17 protein-coding genes and 1 pseudogene are annotated in these 21,584 nt (G+C 40.7%); 5 read left to right on the top strand and 13 right to left on the bottom strand.

The window, feature by feature from the left end; genetic code table 11:
- The 4 genes from citF to IGJ15_RS00170 all read left to right on the top strand — a co-directional run bounded on the left by citF (position 1) and on the right by IGJ15_RS00170 (position 4,270).
- Positions 1-1,533, top strand: a complete 1,533-nt coding sequence (gene citF, locus IGJ15_RS00185; protein ID WP_010748901.1) for a citrate lyase subunit alpha — start codon at positions 1-3, stop codon at positions 1,531-1,533.
- The gene (citX, locus tag IGJ15_RS00180; RefSeq protein ID WP_017144445.1) at positions 1,526-2,068 is read left to right on the top strand and encodes a citrate lyase holo-[acyl-carrier protein] synthase; all 543 of its coding nucleotides are present in this window, start codon (positions 1,526-1,528) and stop codon (positions 2,066-2,068) included. Before citF ends, citX begins: the two co-directional genes overlap by 8 nt.
- Positions 2,065-3,456, top strand: a complete 1,392-nt coding sequence (locus IGJ15_RS00175; RefSeq protein ID WP_010748899.1) for an oxaloacetate decarboxylase subunit alpha — start codon at positions 2,065-2,067, stop codon at positions 3,454-3,456. Before citX ends, IGJ15_RS00175 begins: the two co-directional genes overlap by 4 nt.
- 274 nt (positions 3,457-3,730) lie before the next feature.
- Positions 3,731-4,270, top strand: coding sequence for a DUF1697 domain-containing protein (locus tag IGJ15_RS00170; RefSeq protein WP_010748898.1), 540 nt, complete (start codon positions 3,731-3,733; stop codon positions 4,268-4,270).
- Positions 4,271-4,702: 432 nt separating this feature from the next.
- Here IGJ15_RS00170 and IGJ15_RS00165 read toward each other — a convergent pair whose 3' ends face one another.
- The 12 genes from IGJ15_RS00165 to IGJ15_RS00110 all read right to left on the bottom strand — a co-directional run bounded on the left by IGJ15_RS00165 (position 4,703) and on the right by IGJ15_RS00110 (position 20,102).
- Positions 4,703-5,572: an ROK family protein gene (locus IGJ15_RS00165; RefSeq protein WP_010748897.1), complete on the bottom strand. Its 870-nt coding sequence runs from the start codon at positions 5,570-5,572 to the stop codon at positions 4,703-4,705.
- Between the two features lie 51 nt (positions 5,573-5,623).
- Entirely contained in the window at positions 5,624-6,616 is a 993-nt protein-coding gene (locus IGJ15_RS00160) for a LacI family DNA-binding transcriptional regulator (protein ID WP_010748896.1), read from the bottom strand.
- A 176-nt stretch (positions 6,617-6,792) separates the two neighbouring features.
- A complete protein-coding gene (locus IGJ15_RS00155; protein WP_010748895.1) occupies positions 6,793-8,277 on the bottom strand; it encodes a glycoside hydrolase family 32 protein in 1,485 nt (494 codons plus the stop codon).
- Positions 8,278-9,885, bottom strand: coding sequence for an ABC transporter substrate-binding protein (locus IGJ15_RS00150; RefSeq protein WP_002323465.1), 1,608 nt, complete (start codon positions 9,883-9,885; stop codon positions 8,278-8,280).
- A 48-nt stretch (positions 9,886-9,933) separates the two neighbouring features.
- Positions 9,934-10,818 (bottom strand): carbohydrate ABC transporter permease, encoded by an 885-nt coding sequence (locus tag IGJ15_RS00145; RefSeq protein ID WP_010748894.1) that lies wholly within the window; start codon positions 10,816-10,818, stop codon positions 9,934-9,936.
- A gap of 15 nt (positions 10,819-10,833) precedes the next feature.
- Positions 10,834-11,826, bottom strand: a complete 993-nt coding sequence (locus IGJ15_RS00140; protein WP_010748893.1) for an ABC transporter permease — start codon at positions 11,824-11,826, stop codon at positions 10,834-10,836.
- A 612-nt stretch (positions 11,827-12,438) separates the two neighbouring features.
- On the bottom strand, positions 12,439-14,073 hold the full coding sequence (locus tag IGJ15_RS00135; protein ID WP_194186130.1) for a glycoside hydrolase family 43 protein: 1,635 nt from the start codon (positions 14,071-14,073) through the stop codon (positions 12,439-12,441).
- Positions 14,074-14,100: 27 nt separating this feature from the next.
- The gene (locus tag IGJ15_RS00130; protein WP_010748891.1) at positions 14,101-14,817 is read right to left on the bottom strand and encodes a hypothetical protein; all 717 of its coding nucleotides are present in this window, start codon (positions 14,815-14,817) and stop codon (positions 14,101-14,103) included.
- A 9-nt stretch (positions 14,818-14,826) separates the two neighbouring features.
- Positions 14,827-15,702 (bottom strand): carbohydrate ABC transporter permease, encoded by an 876-nt coding sequence (locus tag IGJ15_RS00125; RefSeq protein ID WP_231434793.1) that lies wholly within the window; start codon positions 15,700-15,702, stop codon positions 14,827-14,829.
- On the bottom strand, positions 15,703-16,587 hold the full coding sequence (locus tag IGJ15_RS00120) for a carbohydrate ABC transporter permease (RefSeq protein ID WP_010748889.1): 885 nt from the start codon (positions 16,585-16,587) through the stop codon (positions 15,703-15,705). It abuts the gene before it with no gap.
- A 91-nt stretch (positions 16,588-16,678) separates the two neighbouring features.
- Entirely contained in the window at positions 16,679-18,004 is a 1,326-nt protein-coding gene (locus IGJ15_RS00115; protein ID WP_010748888.1) for an ABC transporter substrate-binding protein, read from the bottom strand.
- 139 nt (positions 18,005-18,143) lie between these two features.
- A complete protein-coding gene (locus tag IGJ15_RS00110) occupies positions 18,144-20,102 on the bottom strand; it encodes an alpha-glucuronidase (protein WP_118214771.1) in 1,959 nt (652 codons plus the stop codon).
- A 610-nt stretch (positions 20,103-20,712) separates the two neighbouring features.
- Between IGJ15_RS00110 and IGJ15_RS00105 the strand changes: the two are divergent.
- Positions 20,713-20,841 (top strand): annotated as a pseudogene (locus tag IGJ15_RS00105) (helix-turn-helix transcriptional regulator); the annotation flags it as partial.
- On the opposite strand, the gene IGJ15_RS00100 reads toward IGJ15_RS00105, so the two are convergent.
- Positions 20,824-21,057 (bottom strand): helix-turn-helix domain-containing protein, encoded by a 234-nt coding sequence (locus tag IGJ15_RS00100; RefSeq protein WP_010748885.1) that lies wholly within the window; start codon positions 21,055-21,057, stop codon positions 20,824-20,826. The pseudogene IGJ15_RS00105 and the gene IGJ15_RS00100 sit on opposite strands and share 18 nt — an antisense overlap.
- Positions 21,058-21,584: the final 527 nt, after the last annotated feature.

Genomic DNA, 21,584 nt, shown 5'->3' with positions numbered 1-21,584 from the left:
ATGGTGTTAAACAAAGCAGGAAAAGACATCCCTGAATGCTATGCCAACCAATACGGGGTCTTTGAAAATGAAACAGCCAATATCCATGCCTACAAAGAAGCGAGTCGCAAGATCGAGCCAGTCCTGCCAGGCAAGAGCAAGGTCGTGGGCAGTATTCGTGAAGCCATTGAAAAAACAGGGCTAACGGACGGCATGACGATCTCCTTCCACCATCATTTTCGCGAAGGGGACTTTATCATGAATCTCGTTTTGGACGAGATCGCAAAAATGGGCATCAAGAATCTTGCGATTGCCCCTAGTTCCATCGCCAATGTCCATGAACCATTGATCGGACATATCAAATCTGGGGTCGTGACCAATATCACCTCCAGCGGTCTGCGGGACAAAGTCGGTGCCGCAATCTCCGAAGGCATTATGGATGCCCCAGTCATTATCCGTTCTCATGGCGGTCGGGCTCGTGCGATTGCCGCCGGCGATATCCACATCGATGTCGCTTTCTTAGGAGCGCCTAGCTCAGATGCGTATGGCAATGCTAATGGTACTGTAGGAAAAGCAACCTGCGGCTCATTGGGCTATGCGATGGTCGATGCAAAATACGCCGACCAAGTCGTGATCATCACCGACACCCTTGTGCCGTTTCCAAATACCCCAATCAGCATTCCCCAAACGGATGTCGATTATGTCGTGGAAGTCGACGCCATCGGTGATCCTGCAGGGATCGCAAAAGGCGCGACCCGCTTTACCAAAAATCCAAAAGAATTGCTGATTGCTGAGTATGCAGCCAAGGTCATCACCAGCTCGCCTTATTACCAACAAGGCTTCTCCTTCCAAACTGGAACAGGTGGTGCCGCATTAGCTGTTTCTCGTTTTTTACGCGAAGCAATGATCAAAGATGAGATCAAAGCTAGCTTTGCCCTTGGCGGCATTACCAATGCCATGGTGGAACTGTTAGAAGAAGGATTAGTGGAAAAACTGATCGATGTCCAAGACTTCGATCATCCTTCCGCACAATCGCTAGGGAAAAACGCCAATCATTACGAGATCGATGCCAATATGTATGCCTCACCGTTAAGCAAAGGGGCGTTTATCAATCAATTGGATACCGCCATTCTTTCCGCATTGGAAGTCGACACGAATTTCAACATCAATGTCATCACCGGTTCTGACGGTGTGATCCGCGGTGCTTCTGGCGGCCACTCAGATACCAGTATGGCGTGCAAAATGAGCTTAGTGATCGCTCCTCTCGTGCGGGGACGGATCCCAACGATCGTCGATACCGTCAACACGATCGTCACGCCAGGCGCCAGCATTGATGTCGTTGTCACAGAAATCGGGATCGCCATCAATCCTGCTCGCAAAGACCTGATCAGCCATTTTGAAGCATTGGATATTCCCCAATACACCATTGAAGAGCTAAAAGAAAAAGCCTACAGTATCGTGGGTCAACCCGAACCAATCAAGTACGGGGAAAAAACCGTCGCTTTGATCGAATACCGCGATGGCACGATCATTGATGTGGTCAAAAATGTCTGATGCCCTATTTTCAGGAACCCCTGTGACGCTAACCGACATGCTGCAGGCGCGAGAAAATAGAAGCTCCCTTCAACGGGAGCTTCTCGCTGCAGATGAAAAAGCGGCATTACTTGTTGCCACCATGAATATTCCTGGTCCCGTGAAAAATTCTGCCCCATTGACCGCAGTTTTTGAAGAACTCATTACGGAAATCGAAGAGGTCGTCAAGGAACTAATTCCACTGGCAAACCTCTACCGCAGTTTGGAGACCGGACCAGAATATTATCTCGTACTGCCCACAGATCCTTATGAACTAAAACGAATGATGGTTCAGATTGAGACCAATCATCCTTACGGCCGGTTGGTGGATCTGGATGTCTTAACCAAAACCCAAGACCAGCTTTTACCTATCAGCCGCACCGAAATTGGACTGCCTGCAAGAAGCTGCTACATCTGTGAACAAGACGCCAAAGTTTGTGGCCGTTCTAGAACCCATAGCGTAGCAGACATGCAGCAGCAGATCCGTAAAATCATTCAGGAAAGAGTGAAAGAATGAAAAAAATCCAATTTACCGAAACCGTCTTGCGGGACGGCCAACAAAGTCTGATCGCCACGCGAATGCCTACCAGCGATATGCTGCCGATTTTAAAAACCATGGATCAAGCAGGCTATCATGCCCTTGAAATGTGGGGCGGCGCGACCTTCGATGCTTGCCTGCGTTTTTTAAATGAAGACCCATGGGAAAGATTGCGCGCAATCCGCAAAGAAGTGAAAAAGACCAAACTGCAAATGCTCTTACGGGGACAAAATCTCTTAGGCTACAAAAACTATGCCGATGACGTCGTTGCTGACTTTGTGACCAAATCGGTCGAAAACGGCATCGACATTCTTCGTTTGTTTGATGCTTTAAATGATGTCCGCAATTTGGAAACTGCCATCCGTGCCACAAAAGCAGCCGGTGGACACTGTCAAACGGCGATCTCTTATACTACTAGCCAGATCCATACCGTGGATTACTTCGTTGACCTTGCCAACAAAATGGCAGACCTCGGCGCAGATTCTATCTGTATCAAAGATATGGCAGGCGTTTTGACGCCGCAAACCGGCTACGAGTTGGTCAGCCGAATCAAAGACGCGGTCGATCTGCCGCTGGAAGTCCATACCCATGCCACCAGCGGCATTGCTGAGATGACTTACTTGAAAGTTGCGGAAGCTGGCGCAGACATCATTGATACTGCCATCTCCTCTTTTGCTGGCGGCACCAGTCAGCCAGCGACCGAATCTGTGGCGATCGCCTTAGAAGATTGCGGCTTTGCTACTGGACTTGATTTGCAGAAAGTCGCTGAGATTGCAGAACATTTCAATCCCGTTCGTGATCGTTTCCGTGAAGAAGGGCTGCTGAATCCAAAAGTCAAAGACATCGAACCCAAAACCTTGATCTATCAAGTACCTGGCGGCATGTTGTCGAACCTACTCAGCCAATTGACGGAACAAGGATTGCAAGACAAGTATGAAGAAGTCCTAGCAGAAGTACCAAAAGTCAGAGCGGACTTGGGCTATCCACCGCTAGTGACCCCATTGTCGCAAATGGTCGGCACTCAAGCCTTGATGAATGTGATTTCAGGAGAACGCTACAAACTTGTCCCAAGTGAGATCAAAGATTACGTCAAAGGACTTTATGGACAATCGCCAGCACCCATCAGCGACGAAATCAAAGAAACAATTATCGGAGATGCTGAAGTGATCACTGTCAGACCAGCTGATCTACTGGCACCGCAATTGCCAGCCTTCAAGGAAGAAATCGCTGAGTATGCCAAAAGCGAAGAAGACGTGCTGATGTACGCCCTCTTCCCTCAGCAAGCCCAAGACTTTTTAGGCCGACGAGAAGATCCCTTTTATGATGTCCCCGTACAGACAGTGTCTGTGAAGATTGCGGTGGATTAACAATGAAACCAGAAATAGAGAAAACAACTTTAAGTGCCCCTCACAAATTCGCTTGCTTTAGCAAATTTGTGAGGGGTATTACCATCTATAGGCTGTTTCTTCGTTTTTACTAATCAGCAGTGCAAAAATACGTACGCCACAGCCACTCCACCAATAAGCTTGCATTAATCGCTTCTCGCTCACGTATTTTGGGTAGCTGAGAAGCCAGGATTGTGCTTCCGCTCCATCCATTCTATAATCAGCTAAAAGAAGCGTTTTAAAGGAGGGTCTAGCCATGCAACGATACATCGCTTTATTAAGAGGCATCAATGTCGGTGGAAAGAACAAAATTTCTATGAAAGAATTGAAAGCCGGTTTTGAAGAACTAGGGTTTAGAGATGTGGTCACTTATTTGAATAGCGGCAATGTGATTTTTTCCAGTGAAGGGTATGATCCACAAGCCCTTGCCGAAATGATTAAAGCAATGGTCAAACACGACTTTTCCTTTGATATCGCTATTTATATCATTCGCCAAACAGAGCTGCAGGAACGCTTGACCCATATACCTGACTGGTCAGGAACGGAAGATAAAACCATCTATGACAACCTGATCTTTTTGATGCCTTCACTGACCTACGAGGTGTTATCTGAAAAACTCGGGGCTCCAAATGCCGACCTTGAACAGGTTTTCCCTTACAAAGACGTCGTCTTCTGGTCCTACATCCGCAAAGACTATCAAAAAACCAATTGGTGGAAAAAAACAGCCGGCACCAGCGTCGGTAAACAGATTACGATTCGGACCATCAATACCGTACGGAAGATTGCGGAGCTGTGAGGAATAGCAAGCCTTCTAATAATTATAAAACCCGTCAGGCAGACTCTTCTGACGGGTTTCTTATAACATTCTAATGTCTCATTAGTTCTCGTTACTACTATTCGTGACGCGCTTTAACTGACGTTAAGTTTCTACGCAATCATCCCAACTAGAAGCAATAAACTACCGAGAAGAATAATAGATTTTCACATCGTGTATTTCTATACTGAATATCTATGATAAAACAAAACCCAAGCATTAAGAAGCAATTTGAGGCAACTAGACAATAGTATAGAACGAAAGAAAAAATTCTTATTCGCAACATTCGATTACGAAAAAGATACATATGAACATCTATTATTAGCCATCCTTTTTTCTAGCTCACATTTTAGTTAACCTTTTTATCTATCCTAACTGCTATAAAAACTCTCTCACACGTTCTTTAACATGCTGCTATTGTTCCAACTTCTTTATTGCTAAAGCTAAGCAGCCGATCAAACCTGCATCGTCAGCAAGCATTGGAGTTAGTAGGTATTCTTCGAGAGTAGGGGTATCCACATAGGAACCCATTTTTTCTTTAAACGCTTGGCGAATCAACTCGAGTAGTTGTGGCTGTTTCATTACACCCCCACCTAAAATTATTACTTCCGGTGCATATAGTAAAGTTGTGTTATACACACACTGAGCAAGATAATCTGCCTCAATCGCCCAATAAGGATGATCAAATGAAATGGTTTGGGCTTTTCTTCCAAAGCGTTTTTCAATCGCGGGTCCTGAGGCTAACCCTTCCAAACAATCATGATGAAAAGGACAGATCCCTTCAAATTGATCTTCATTATGACGTTGTAAGAGCATATGTCCCATTTCAGGATGACTGAAACCTGCGACTATTTTTCCATCGACTACAGCACCACCACCAACACCAGTACCAACGGTGTAATACAGAACACTATTTTTACCTTTTCCATAACCTGCCATATATTCTCCATAACAAGCAGCATTTACATCGGTAGTCCAATAGATGGGAACCGACAAGGCGTTTTCCAAAGCTCCTACAAAATGATAATTTTGCCAAGCTACCTTCGGAGTGTTGGTGATATATCCGTAAGTTCTTGATTCGATTTGAATATCAATAGGCCCAAATGCTCCTACACCAATTGATGCGATATTTCCTTTGTACTTATCAAAGAAATCAAACACTTGCTTCATCGTTTCTTCTGGTGTTGTGGTTGGAAAGCTTTTCCGTTCTATCACTTGTAATTGTTCATTACCAATCCCACAGACAAACTTTGTTCCACCAGCTTCTATTCCACCATATAACATTTTATCTACACCTTTCATTCACTCATTTTCAAAAAAAGAAACGTATTTGCACTAAGCAAAATCGTTTCTCACTAAAGGTTTCGTTGTGCCACCTTCGCCAAATTTAATCGGCAATACGGTACGTTTTTCTACTGTCTCTCCATTAATGACAGCAATTAATTTTGCCACTGCCACTTCCGCCATTTGCTTTGTAGGTTGGGCAATCGTTGAGACTAGATAAGGATCTCCTTCTGTCATCTTTTGACCATCAAATCCGATAACTTGGACATCCTCTGGTACGTTTTTCCCTATTTTTTCAAGCATATCAATGACAGCTAATGCCATTGGATCGTTGATCGTAAAAATACCATCGATATCGGGATTCTCTAACAAAAAATTTGTTACACGTTCTGAGAGATGGTCTAAAGGTTCTAACATATCTAACGCTTTATAGGAAATCCCCAATTGACGGCACTCAATCTCAAAATATTTTCGACGACTCTTCGTTTCATTCGGTGTTTCTTGGTACCCACCGATATATGCTACATTCTGACATCCTCGGCGATAAAGTTCATTTGCAGCCAAACGTCCACCGGCCGCATTGTCAGCGGTCACATAAATCACCTCTTCAGTGAAATAACGGTCAATACTAACAAAAGGCAGATTACTCGAAATGTATTCATCGATATCTGAATAAGTAATTCCAATGATGCCGTCTACTTTATTTTGACTGACCATCTGGATATATTCTTGTTCTTTTTCACTATTCCCACTGGAGTTACACAAATAAAGCTTGTAGTTTTGTCTTTCTAATGCTGTTTCTACATGGTAGGCAAATTCGCCAAAAAATGGATGCCATACAGTGGGTAGAATCAAAGCAACCGTGTTCGTATGCTTCATCTTTAACCCCCGGGCATAAAAATCTGGCTGATAGTTTAACTCTGTCATTGCTGCTTCAACTTTTTCTCTAGTAGAAGCTTTAACAGAACCGTTATTCAATACCCGGGAAACAGTTCCTACTCCGACACCTGCTAATTTTGCGACATCTTTCATTGTTGCTTTCATAGTTGATCCCTCACATTTCTGCACAAGTTTAGTATAATGAATTTTGTCATAAATTACTAATTTTTTCAAAATACTAATAGCAAAACCATGGGAAATCTAGCTATCTGTTCTTTTCTAAAAACATTATCCTTCAAAACCTATTAAATAATTGATACATCGCCTAAGCAATCAAACATTTATTTCACACTCGCTGTTTCAAAAGCTTGAATACGACTTTCTCCAATCGAATGAAACAAGATATCTCGAGCTTTTTCCAGCTCATAGAAAGTAGCCGTCATAACTTCTAACCCATTAATAAAGACTTCAACTGATGAGGTATCTCTAAAAATCTCAAGAACGAGCTGATTATCAATCAAAGGTACTTCAACTTTTCGGACATTCAGAGGGTCTTCTTCCGCCCCTGTAAGCTCTCTTCCTAGTTTCTGACGATCCAATTCAAAAACCTGTGTAGCAGTGTCATAGGCTAGTTTGAGACAATCCGTCTTAGACCGCAGTAATTCAATTGTAAAAACTTCTGCTTTCTCCAAATCTGCGACTAGATGTAAATATGAAGAATCCGACAGTGCGTTTCGAAATACGACTGATGTGTCAGTCACTGCGATATTTTCACTGCCTTGTTGATAAACTAAATGACTATATACAGTTGAGATGGGTTTTTGTACCAATCGATTTTTTTTCACTCTTAACTCTCGGGGCAAACTCATAGAGCCTGCCCAAAGATGGCCTAACTCATGTGTAGGCAATGTACGATCCCACATCTGCATCCAAGCAATCATCACCCGTCCGCCATTAGGATCTGTTGTTGTTTGTGGTGCATAAAAATCCATTCCAAAATCCATTTCATGGAAATTATCAACTATCATCTGACCTGTTTCCCAGTCTACCTCACCAATACAAGCCATGGTAGAACTGATATTATGATATTCCAGTCCGTTCTTCTTGATTTGTATCGGTGACATGATTAAGACATCTCGTCCGTCTAAATGGAATAAATCAGGACATTCCCACATTATTCCTTGCTCTGAAGTCCCTTCTAGTAACACAGAGTAAAAGTGCCAAGTATACAAGTCTGATGATTGAAACATCACTATTCTACCAGTAGACTGTGTAGATTTAGTAGCTACTACCATATAGTAAGCATCGTTGTGAACAATTACTTTAGGGTCACGAAATTCTTGTATCAACCCATTTTCACCTAATTGTTTATCTGCTACCACAGGATTACCACTGTATTTGCTAAAATGAATACCATCTTCAGAGACCGCCAAACATTGATGCTGATGGCTAATACCATCAATTTCTTGACAGCCTGTATAAAATAAATATAGTTTTCCGTCTCTTTCAATTGCACTTCCTGAAAAACACCCGCCGCTGTCATAAGGTTGATCTGGGGCTAACGCTACTGGTAGATCTTCCCAATGGACCAAATCACTACTGCGCGCATGTCCCCAATGCATGGGCCCCCATCGACTATCGTAAGGATAGTATTGATAGAAGAGATGGTAATGCCCTTTGTAATATATAAACCCATTGGGGTCATTTATCCACCCGATGGGTGCGGAAAAATGATAGTTTTGTCGATACTGAGGGTTAACTTTTCCTCGCATCATTTCAATAAATCGATTTGCTTTATCCAAAATCGCCGTTTCTTCTACTAACACTTATTGTGCTCCCTTCAAAAAATTATCATAGCCAGTTTGTTTTATTTGAATCCATTCTTCCAAACCTACACGTTCCAATTCAGCAAGGTATTCTTCCCATTCTTCATCGATTTTACCGCCGGTGATCCACTCTGCTCTTTTGCGATAGATGTAATCCCACATATCCGTTTCGATTTTTGCTAATCGATCTGTTTCTTCTTTTTCTAAAAAGACACGTGGATAGATATTGTCTTCTGTAATATATGGCAAATACGTGTCATGCATCAAATCTAAACGCCACTTCGCATCATCTGGCATAGTCGTGACTGTGCCGTAATAAGAATCAAGAACTGCTAATGGTCCTCCAGCTTCGGTTTTTTGTCTTAGTTCCCCCGGTGCTGTCCCCTCTAAAGGCAAATGTTTTAACATACCATCCTTTAATTCAAAAATATTCGCCTGTGCTTCATCACCGTAGGTTCCCCAGTTATTTTGGACAGACTGTAACGGTTCATACATTTTATCTATCCACCTAGCTGTAAGTTCCAAGTTTTTATTCGCACTAGTAATTACGAAACGATCTCTTGAGAAACCCATGCCATTCGTACGAGTAACGTGTTTCGTTCCATCTGGTCCCGCTAAGACTGGCAAGACGTCATAACTATCATCTGCACCCGTGATATTTGCTTTATCCCAAGTAAAGTACACGCCATACTTATGTTCTTTCCCTTTGGCAACATACGTATTCCAATCTTGTTCGAAAGCCTCTTTATCAATAAGACCTTTATTATTCATTTCATTGAAATATTTGATGGCTTCTTTATACCCTTCTTTGTTAGCAGTAAATTGTACCTGGCCATCGTTATCAACGACTAAGTGGTCATCATTATCACCTAGACCGAATGCCCCCATTAAAAATTTTAAGTCTTCGTTTCCTCCATTGTTAATAAAGCTAAAAGGAATTTCATCTGCTTCACCATTACCATTTGGATCTTGCGTCTTGAAAGCCTCCAACACAGTCATCAACTGATCAGTGGTTTGCGGCATTTCAAGACCTAAATTATCCAACCACTCCTTGTTGATCCAAGCCATCCCATTTACTGTATGAATCGACTCTTTTCCTTCGCCTAATTCTTCAATCCAAGGCATAGAGTAAATGTGACCATCAGGTGCAGTAGACATTTGTCGGTATTCGGGGTTTTCATCAAAAATTTTCTTCAGATTTGGCATATAATCTTCGATCAAATCTTCAATCGGTACAATAACACCACTTTCCGCCCAGTTTAATAAATCATAGTCACCTGCAGCGGCGTTGAAGATGGCATCTGGTAAATCACCACTAGCGATATCCAAATTTCTTTTTTCGGCAAAATCACTACTGTAGTTTGTCCAATCAATATGGAGATTGGTCTCTTCTTCTAATCGTTGGAAAATCAATTTGTCATTAGGATCATTGGGAGCCAAAGGGGCACTTTGAGACATCATTTTTAAAGATACTTTTTCTTTCAATGGAAAAGAGACATTTTCTAGTTCATAATCAGGGCTTGATGTACTCTTTTCTTTTGAGCCTCCACAAGCCCCCAAAATTAGTACGGAAGTAAAAACGATTGGCAGCATCCATTTTGCTTTCATCTTAAAATCTCCTTTATAATTTTTATTCATACAAATAGTGAACAATACTTATCCTTTAACAGAACCAACTAAAACACCTTTATCAAAATATTTTTGGAAGAAAGGATACATTATGATTAATGGCAGACTAGAAATGACGATCGTTGCGTATTTGATCAACTCAGCAATTTGTTTCATTTCTGCCATGGCTGTATTGGCTCCCACCATGTCTTGTGAGGGTTGGTTTTGGATCAAAATATTTCTTAATACGAGTTGCAACGGCTGTAAGTCGGGATCTTTGATATAGATCATGGCATCAAAATATGAGTTCCATTGCCCAACAAAGGCATATAAAAACAATACGAACATAATTGGTTTAGCTAATGGAAGCATGACTTTGAACAGTATTTGCAAGTCATTGGCGCCATCGATAGTAGCAGCTTCAGAAAGTTCTTTTGGCAAAGCACTAAAATAGGTACGCGCTAAGATAATATTCCACACATTTATAGCACCTGGTATGATAATCGCCCATACACTATCTAACATGCCCAAGTTCTTTACCAATAAATAGGTAGGTATCAAGCCGCCACCAACGAACATTGTAATGACAAAAAAAGTCATAATAATCTTTTTCCCAGCCAAGTTAGGTCGAGATAAAGGATACGCAGTGATCATCGTAATAAATACAGTCAATAAGCTGAAGCTAAAAGAGTAAAACAACGAATTTACGAAACCGCGTAAAATGGAATCATCTGCAAATACCCGTTGATATCCTTGTATTGTCCAATCTTTCGGATTGAAGCTTATACCTTTATTGATCAAAGTAGCTGGGTCCATAAAAGAAGCTACCAGTACATAAATCAGCGGAACAATGGTAATGACGACTAAAAAAGTTACAATCACTCGATTCAACCATAAGATTTGACGGTCGATTTTTGATAAAGCACTATTCATAATTTTCTCCTTTCATTACAAGCCTTGACCATCGTTTAGCCGCTTGGTTATATTGTTGACAATCAGTAATAAAACGACATTAATAATCATATTGAACAGACCAACAGCAGCAGAGTAGGCATAATCACCTGATTGCAAGCCGACTTTGTATACATAAGTGGAAATGATTTCTGAGGCAGGGATGTTCATTGAAGTTTGCATCAAGTAGGCTTTTTCATATCCTACATTCATAATACCGCCGGCGGCCAAGATGAAGCTGATCACCATCACAGGCCTCAATGCAGGCAAATCGATATGCCAAATCTTTTGTAAAATATTTGCCCCATCGATATTTGCTGCCTCATATAAATCGGTACTGACTCCCGCCAGTGTTGCGGTGTAAAGAATGGATGACCAGCCGATTCCTTGCCAAATTCCAGATAAAATATAAATCGTTCTGAAATAAGCTGGATTAGACATGAACATAATTGGTTGCCCCGTAACCTTTTCTACTAACCCATTAATAGGTCCATTTGCGGATAGGAACAAAAACAGCATCCCCACGATAATAACTACTGAGATAAAATTCGGCGCATATAGAATCAACTGGATTTTCTGTTTTATTTTTTTATTGATAATTTGATTCAAGCTCAGTGCTAAAATAATTGGTGGAAAAAAACCTAACAATAAACCATAAATGCTAATTTTTAATGTGTTGCTCAGCAAAAGTGTAAAATTTGGTGAACTGATAAATTCCCTAAAGTGATCTAGTCCTACCCAAGAACTTTCCAAAATTCCTAGCATAGGATTATAGTCTTTAAATGCAATCACAGCACCGTACATTGGCACATACTTAAAGATAAACGTCATGATGATACCGGGTAAGAGCAAAAAGTACATCCACTTATCACGCCGCAACTGTTTCTTTAATTTTTTCCACTTCGAGATATTTTTGTTATCCCGTTGTACCGCCCTTATCTCACCACCTGGTCCCAATGTCTTTTCCAATTCAATCTCCTCCCAATACATTTTAGAAACGTTTCCATTTTGTTTAAAAAAATAAAAATTTAACGAAGTCACTTTTTTGGAAACGTTCCCACTATTTTCGTTTATAGATTACCATAGCCATTTTTTTAAGTCAATATTTTTTTGTAATTATTCTTTCACCCACACTAAGCTTCCTTCAATTCATTTATGGTTTTCGAAAATTGTTATAAAATAAGGATCTCGATTATTTCATTAATCCTATTTTTTCTCTACTTTTCTAGCATTCTTCTTTTATGAGTTTACTTATCACAACTCGCATCCTCTAATCTCTTTTCTACCAATCATTCACTATTTAATCGTTCCAATCGGAAGATTATCTGGTTAATTATTTAAAAATAGCTCGGATTCACATTTATTTTTTGCTTTTTAACTAACTAAAAGCGAAAAGATAAGAGTTAGATATGTAAATGTATATAAGGTTAGGAGCTGTTAGATGAGCTTTTTAGGGGAATATCGGAAAACTAAGGTCGCCAATCAAAATTAAAAAAAAGTGTAGCACCTAAGGGTATTCACTTTTTCATCTGCCAACTGAAAGAAATTAGCGAAAAAGAGTAAACTCACAAAAAATGAGTTTACTCTAGATCAATATAATAATTAACTGCGCCCTTCCTCATCCATCTCTCGATAATCAAATTCACAAAACACAGCTTTTGTGTCATAGCCTGCATAATCAACCGCTGCTAGTCCGACAAATGCTCCGGTGAAGAAGCCGCCGCAAGTTTGTAATACATAATCATCCGAGAGAATAGCAGAATCAAATTCGATTGGTAAATCTTGCCATGTTTCTCCATCAAAGGAGTAGGCATATCTATAGGTCTGCTTGCGGACTTTTGTTTTGAACCAGACAAAATCCACATCATCTGGAATGGCAATCGCATTTTCTCTTAAGTAGGACGTATAGGTTCCTTGATTGTTTTCAGCTACTTCAATTACTTTTCCATTTTCTTCATTCCAAGTGATAAAAATGAAGGACCAGTGTTGGTCATTATAATAATTGGTTAGTCCTGCCATTTGTTGGTAAGAAAATGGATCAAATTTTACTTTTGTTATTGTATCAAAATAAAAGGTTTGCCAACGGCGTGCGATCATTGAAAGATCATGGCGATTTGTTAAGCTTCCTTTTCCAATTATTTCTAGTTTCCCATCGCCTACATTGCCCATTTCTGCTGAAATTGGTACACGAAGGGTCTGCCAGTTTTTATTTAGCTGCTTCTCACTAAAGTCATCATAATGAGAGCGGCTACTCAAAACTTCGGTAGGTACTGCATCTTTAGGTGCCTCCACGCTTGTTTGTCCCCCATGTCCACCAACGATTCTTGGCCAGTCTTCAGAATCCCATTCAACTTTTTGAATGGCGGTCTCACGTCCTAAAGTTGACCATCCGCGAGGATTTGTCACCGACTCGTTTTCTCGATGTAAGGGTCTTGCACATAGCGATGCATAGTACCATTCGCCTGACGGAGTAGACACAAGTGCCCCATGTCCTTGCTTTTGCAAGTATGAATGAGGCGTATCGTAATTGGTTAGAAACGGACCATGAGGATCGGTTTCGAACGAATCAGCTTCCAGTGAAGAGGATCTAGCTACGACTTCTTGATGGGTAAAGACAGTTCCACCTTCTGCCACAAATAAATAGTAACGCCCATTTATTTTGTATAGATGCGGCCCTTCAACTAATCCTACATTCGTTCCTTCATAAATCATTCGAGCAGTTTCTGGTTTCAACTGCATGGTTTCTACATCAAATTCGGTCAGTGTAATGCCATTGAAAGGATTTTTATACTCTCGATGATCCCACGTCTGTTGCACGAGGTATTTTCTGCCATCCTCATCATGAAACAGAGAGGGATCAAAGCCAACGCCATTCAATCGAATCGGTGTAGTCCACGGTCCATGGATGTTCGTTGCGGTAGTCAAATAGTTGGTCATGTCCTTAAATGCCCCATCCACAACTTTGACGTCGGTAAACACCAACCAAAATTTGTTGTCTGCATATGATAAGTCTGGTGCCCATATTCCACCAGACGACGGATTTCCCTTCATGTCTAGCATCTCTACTGAATCGAGAGGAGCATCCAGCAGTTTCCAATGGACCAAGTCTTTTGATTCGTGCAAACGAATCCCAGGGAACCATTCGAACGTTGAATTAGCTAGATAGTACGTATCTCCTACTCGGATGATGGACGGATCAGGGTGAAAGCCGGATAAGACAGGATTTTTTATTTTCATAGAAACACCTCTTTTTTTAAAATTAAGCTACAGTTTTTGATTAGTATTCATTTCAAGCCGTTCGCTCTTGTTGCCCCACTCCTCAAAAAACAAATCAAGTGAAAATCGTCGAATCAAATTACGATACACGCCGTAATTGATTGCACCACTAAGAAAACAAAGATACGCCAAAGAAAAATACTGCATCAAAAAGATCGACAGTCCAATAAATGCACTATTATAAACAGTGACTGAAGGCAAACGGTAGCTTATCAGCAATGACCATTCTATTTTCTTCTTAAATGGGATTTGAGTGACGCGGGAATCGCTTGAGATCAGTAAGACAAAGAGCATACTGCTTAATAAAAAACAGCTCGTAAGGACAAATGGCAAAAACATAACAGATCGTTGATATAATATCAGTATTTTCAGTCCAAAGAGAATCAAGAGAATAATCAGAGAATACAAGAAATATAATCCCCAGTTTTTCTTCAAGCATTCTCGATAGTACTGAGAATAGTTCTTTCTATTCGATAAATGCTCTGGGTTGTTAAATAAGCCGAATTGAGCGGACAGACTTGCAATAAAAAATACTAGGGGTACCCAAAAGAAGACAATATTATTCAGAGTCAATCGAAGAAAAAACAAGTGCATCAGGAGTAAACTATTCGACAGGATGAAATACAGTTGATAAACCAAAAGCCGATAGGCTGAGTGGACAATGGCAACGGTCCACTCAGAAATAGCGTGAAAGAAAGGATTCATACTTACCTCCTATCCTTTGATACCCGAACTTGTGACACCTTCGACAAAATACTTTTGCGCGCTGAAGAATAAGATGATGGCTGGCAACAATGAGATCACCGACATTGCAAACACTTGATTCCATGGGGTATTAGTAGATGGATCAACGTTGAGCCGCAACGCAAGAGATACTGGGAATTTGTCTTGTGAAGTGATATAAATCAATGGACCTAAGAAATCACTGAAACTCCAAACGAATTGAAAAATCACACAAGAAATCAGTGCAGGTTTTAATGACGGAATCAGGACAAGCCAGAGAACACCGAAAGAAGAACAACCGTCAACGATCGCTGCTTCATCGAGATCCCGTGGAATTGAACGCATAAACTGGATCATCATGAACACGAAGAAGGGTTCTTGTCCTAAAAATGAATTGGCCAGTAACGGAACATACGTATCTAATAGATCCAAGCGATTCCAGAAGAGATACAAGGGGATTCTGGTTACGACTTGAGGTAAAAACATCGTTGCCATTAACAACGAGAACATGATTTTCTTGAATGGAAAGTCAAACCGAGCAAATCCATAGGCTGTAAGAGTCGCCGAGACAACGGTAAAAAGAATCTTTGGAATGACGTATTTAAAGGTATTGATAAAATACAAGGTGAACGTATAATCGCCCTTGGTGTTCCAACCATCAATATATGCTTGGAAATCAATCGTTGAAGGAATGAAGCCGATTGATGTGAAAATCTCTGTGTTCGTTTTGAAGGACGCTCCAACCATCCAAATAATTGGATACAGCATAATCAGTGCAACGACCGTCAACAAAACATAGCGAATCAGTGCTTGACCATGCTTATTCGAGTGCTTCTTTTTTGCAGATGCTACAGGGGTTGCCTCCATTTATTTCCCACCTCCATCAGAATAATAGACCCATCGTTTTTGGCTCGTGAAAAGAAGAACCGTTGAACAAACAATCAACGCAAACAACACCCAACTTGCCGCACTTGCGTAGCCCATATCAAATTCTTTAAATGCTTTATCATAAATAAACATTGAGGACAGATACGTGGCATTGAGGGGACCACGACCGGTGACAATAAAAGGACCGTTAAATTCTTGAAAGGCATTGTTCAGTTGCATCACTAAGTTGAAAAAAATGGTTGGTGTGATCAAAGGAATCGTAATTTTGAAAAACTGGGTCACCCTTGATGCACCGTCCAAACTCGAGGACTCATACAAATCCTGGGGGATTTCCTTCAATGCAGCTAAGAAAATCAACATTGAGGAACCAAATTGCCACACTTTCAAGAGAATCAAGACGACCATTGCGCCTGTAGGTGTCGATAACCAGTTGATTGGCTCGATGCCAACGGTTCCTAGAAAAATATTCACCAAACCTTCTGGTTGAAACATTGATCGCCAAAGCACACCAACGGCCACATTTCCCCCTAGAATCGAGGGAATATAATACGCCGTCCGATAGAAATTGATGGCTTTTAATTTGAAATTCAGAATAAACGCAACGAACAATGCAAACCCTAGTTGAAAAGGCACAGTAAACACCGTATAAATCAGTGTCGCCCGCATCGAATCAAGAAACGTTTGATCCTTAAAGAGATTCACATAATTTTGAATGCCTAAAAATGTAGGTGTCTGTCCGACACGAGCCAAAGAATAATCGGTCAGTGAGTAATAAAATGAGGACAAGATCGGCCAAGCGGTCAACAGTAAAAAGCCAATCAGCCAAGGGGTTACATAGATCAAGCCCACTTTTTCCTTTTTCATAAAATCCCTCCAATCTTTTTGACAACGATTCACGATACTTCATGGAAGCAAACAAAAGCCATTCACTCCCATAAAGCATGCGGATAGTTGCCTATTGCAATTTATAGTCTTTCGCAAGCTTTTCGGCTTGTTCTTTTGTTTTCGTGTAGACGTTGCGAGCAGCTGTTTCTAAATCCGTTCGTCCTAATTCGACAGCTTCCATTTCTGCAGTGTAAATAGTCGTTAAGGTACCATCTTCATAGAACGGTGTTTGGTTGATTTTTGCGACACTTTGGGCGTACTCAAATCCTTCTTTCATCACACCTGATAATTGTCCATCTTCCATCAACGTTTCGATCGCTTTGCTTGAAGCAGGAATCCCTCTGGAAAGACCCAAAATTTTATTTGCTTCCTCGCCATTTAAAAATTCATTTAGAAATGTGCCTACTTCCTCTGGATGTTCAACATTTTTCCGAACGGCAAAAAGGAGTGAAGGTTTTGACATTAAATTCACCTCGGTGCCGCCTTCTGCGATTGGGTAGTCAACGACGACCATTTCATCCCCTACTTCTTTCAATGCTTCATAATTAGAAGACATACTGGCATTCCAATCGATACCGCCCGCATATTGTCCTTCAATCCACTTTTTGTTGGTGGCTAAGGATACCGGTTCTGAGCCGACATTTTCTAAATAATCTTGTCTTGAAACGAAGACCCCAGCATCTGCCATTTCCTTATACCAAGTCATCGCTTCTAAATAGTCTTGTTCTGTCCAATTCATATTTCCTTGTTCATCAAACTCAGACGTTCCAGTCTTTTGTTGCAACCAAATGGTTACTGGAAAACGCCAAGTTGGGGATACGACACAAAAGGTCCCTTCTGGTAACTTCTTAGCGGCTTCCACATAATCGTCCCACGTCTTCAACGTAGTGACATCAATACCATGTCTTTCATATTCGGATTTGTTTAAATACATAACTAAAGTATTTTCCCCATAAGGAACGGCAACCTGCTTTCCATCAACTTGTCCGAATGCCAAAAAATCAGGTTCATAGGTGGACAGATCCAAACTATCGATTGTATTAAGATCATAAAACCCGTCATTTTGTCCGAATTGCGGCACCCAATTGTAGAGTAAAGTCGTGATATCCGCCAAAGTATTGCCAGCATACCTCGTCGTGAAGGCTTGATCCAAATCGCCAAAGCCGCTCGGCTCTCCTTTGACTGCAATTTCAGGATGCTCCTTTTCAAAATGAGCGATCATCTCTTGGGTTGCCTGGTGGCGATCGTCATTTCCCCACCAACTAAAGCTGATTTCTACTCGATCACCACTCCCCGTTGTCTCAGTCTTTTTTCTCCCAGCATTGCATCCAGCCAACACCAAAGATATCGAAAGCAAAGAACCTACCACTATCAATTGTTTTTTCCATTTTTTCATCACTCTTCCTCCTGATTCTTTTTAGTAAGTTGGATAAACTAACTTATATTACAAAAAATTTTACCTCTGATTGAAATCTTTTTTCTTAGTGATCTAAACGTGCTATTACTTCTTTTAAATCTAGCACTTGATTCTCTTTCTACGCATAAATTTGACGTCCATGTGCATCTGGAATGCCGCTTTTACGATAAAAATACGTGTTGATTTGATCCCGCCAATCTCTAGCAGAACGAACTTGTTCTTGCAATCGTTCGGCGACGTTTTGATAACTTTCTTCATCGATTTGTCCCTGTAAGGAAGCCCACTCGGTAACATATTCCTCTACTTTTTCATAGCCTTCGAAATGCGTGTCATAAATGTGTTGAATGATCGTTTTGCCGCTTTGTAAGACATGGTCGTATGGCAGATGGTGGAAAAATAAGACAAGTTCATCTGGGCAAGTTTCTACATTTTCGTATGTTTCACACCAAGCATCCGCATACTGCCTTACATAGCCGGTGCCGTCTTTTAACGTTCGATTGACGCCAATGCCCTTTCTATCCGCAAAGTGATACGTCCCCCATCTATCATATTCGTAGCCATCGACATCAGGCCCATAGTGATGATTGGGACGAACCATAAAACCGATACCTAGCGGGGCAGTATAATTTTCATAGGTCTGATAGGACGTAGCGAGGATTGCAAGTAGTCTTTTTTTTGCAGAATCATCTAACTCAAAGGACAAATCGATCCATTCGCAAAGGATAGCTTCTGTGCTTAATTCATTGTTCCAAATCAATCTGCCATAGCTAAAAAGGTTCGCTTGCGCTAGCTTGTGTCCGGTCCAATTATCATCCATGCCGACATTGACGACTGCTGCCACGCCAGAGTATTTAGGATTTGGACTTTGCTCTGGTAGAATCTTCTTTACTGTGGCGTGTTCAAGTGGATGCTTCGTATCAAAATCTAGCACATCTTTCCACATCGGTAGTAAGCAGCAAATGTGCTTTTGTTGTCCGGTATACTCTTGCGTTACTTGGAATTCCAACATTTGATTGGTGTATTTTAACGCGCCAAAAAGCGGCATCACGGGTTCTCGTACTTGAAAATCAATCGGTCCATTTTTGATCTGTAAAATAACATTTTCCTCAAACGTACCGTCTAATTTCATAAAGTGGTCGTAGGCAGCTTTGGCACGATCAATTGAACGATCTCGCCAATCCTGTAAACAGTCATAAACAAAGCAGCGCCATATCAGTAGCCCTCCGTAGGGTTGCAACGCTCGTGCCAGCATATTGGCACCATCATTATGGTCACGCCCGTAAACAAACGATCCCGGTTCCCCTTCAGAATCAGCTTTGACTACAAACCCACCAAAATCCGGCATCACCTGATAGATTGTATCTGCTGTTTTTTGCCAAAATGCAATAACTTCCTCAGCTAACGGGTCGGCGGTCGTTAGTCCTCCAACGGATATAGGTGCCGCAAAGTTGATACTTAAAAACGTCCGAATCCCATAGGCAGCGAATGTATCTGCGATCTTTTTAATCTCAATCAAATACGGTTCCGTAATAAACCATTTGGCATCTCCGCGAACATTCACGTTATTGATAGAAACCGCATTCATTCCGATGGAAGCTAAGAAACGCGCATAGTCGCGTACCGTTTCATGGTCTTGCCGAAACTGATTGTTTGAATAGAAAATCGATTCTCCAGCGTAGCCACGTTCGATCGTCCCATCAAAATTATCCCAATGATTGACCATACGAATGGCTTGATTGGGAATCGACCTTAGATTTTCTGGCAACTCAGTGGTTCGAATCACATGCTTATAAAGTTCAAAGAAGCCATATAACCAGCCTTTACTAGTGTTCGCATAAACGACTGTCTGATTGTGCTCATGACTGATCTCAAATCCTTCATCCTCAAGCAGCGCATCCGTTGCCTTTTTGAAATATAACTCTGCATTTGTCTCTTCCACACAGCGGCACATTGGAAATAATAACTGCATCTCTCGTTTGATCGTATCCGTCAATTGGTCCGACTGCTCGAAACTATATGTCGAAACTACATCAGTTGCTACACGCTTTTTTAGCCAACACTCGTCTTTCTTTCTCATTGCTTCATCCCCTCTTTTATCCAAAAAATCCCTTCCGGCAGTTTCCAAGCAACTTCACTTTCTATGTGAATCCCTCCTCAGAACTTTTTGATTATTTGATAGACGAATAGAAACCGAGGCTTGCCGACACTCTGTTTTAGAATTGGAATGCGTCAATCTCCTGTTATTTTAACTTCCCCATTTGAAACACAAAAAAAGGATTGGACGACTGTCCAATCCTTTTGACATAGTGAAATAAGCATAAGGCATCCTGCATAAAATCCCAGAAAATCTGCTTTTCCTACTAGAAAAAGAACAGAATATTAGGTACAATAAACAGGTCGATACCTTAGGGTATTGACTATGGCAACTTGATTAGTCAGTTCGCGTGACTTTTCAAGGCCTCGTATTGGAGCGCCAACTCTGATACGGGGTGCCTTTTTTTATTCGGTTTCTATTCCCCTCTATTGTATAGAAACCCGTTTTGGAAAGCAAGACCAAATCTGAGGGAAATGATTTAATAACAGAAATGATTTATGTTTTTTTGATGGATAAAGTAATCGATGTGTACAATTTGTTATTATGCTGTAATCTCTTTGACCGTATTAATATTATCGTATGAGGTGATTTTGTGTATCATAGAATTCGCGACTTACGCGAAGACAAAGACTTGAATCAAGAACAACTTGCTAAACTACTGAATATCAGCCAAACCACTTACTCCCGCTATGAGTCAGGGAAATTAGACATTCCTACTCAACTTTAATATCCTCGAGATATCATCAATGTCCAACGCATCTGCAATCCTTTCAATGTGTTCTAAATAAATTTTTTGTCTTTTTCCATTTGCCAAATTGCTTAAATTTGATGGCTCAATTCCCGACAACCTTGCGAGTTCTCTTAAAGACATCTGACGTTCTGCTAATAAATCGTTGATTAGCACTTTCACTTTTCTATCACCTTCATTTTCGTTCATTTATATTTCCTCCTCGTGTTGTCTATATAAACATGGTATAGTACAATAATTTTAGATTGTTGTTCGTATAGACATGAAGTTTATAAATATAGAAGAAGGTACCCTTATAACATCGAAAAATGAAAATAAAGAATTCCTGACAAAGAAGAATCAACCGATTAAAACCATTACTCAACAAGATATTAATGCGCTATAAATAACACCTGAGCAATTTCGATCATGGTCATCGATGCTAGAGGTATTAATCAAATTATTTGGTTGTAAAAAGGACCGATTAATAATGAAAAATTACTCAAACTTACCATTTGATACGAAAAAAGACACTCTCCAAAAAGAGAGTGTCTCGAATCTTCGATAAAAAGATTAACGTTTTGAAAATTGAGAAGCTTTACGAGCTTTCTTAAGACCTGGTTTTTTCTTCGTATCATTGAATAAGTTTGAAAAACCTTGATTTATAAAGGTTTTCCCGTAAATATATTTTATTATATTTGATTAAATTTGAAATGTTTGTGTTCTAAAATGTGTTC

The sequence above is a fragment of the Enterococcus sp. AZ079 genome (assembly GCF_050547255.1).
In the GTDB taxonomy this organism is placed as follows: Bacteria; Bacillota; Bacilli; order Lactobacillales; family Enterococcaceae; genus Enterococcus_D; species Enterococcus_D casseliflavus.
Note: the sequence above shows the minus strand (reverse complement) of the source record. Positions and strands in the feature narration are given on the sequence as shown.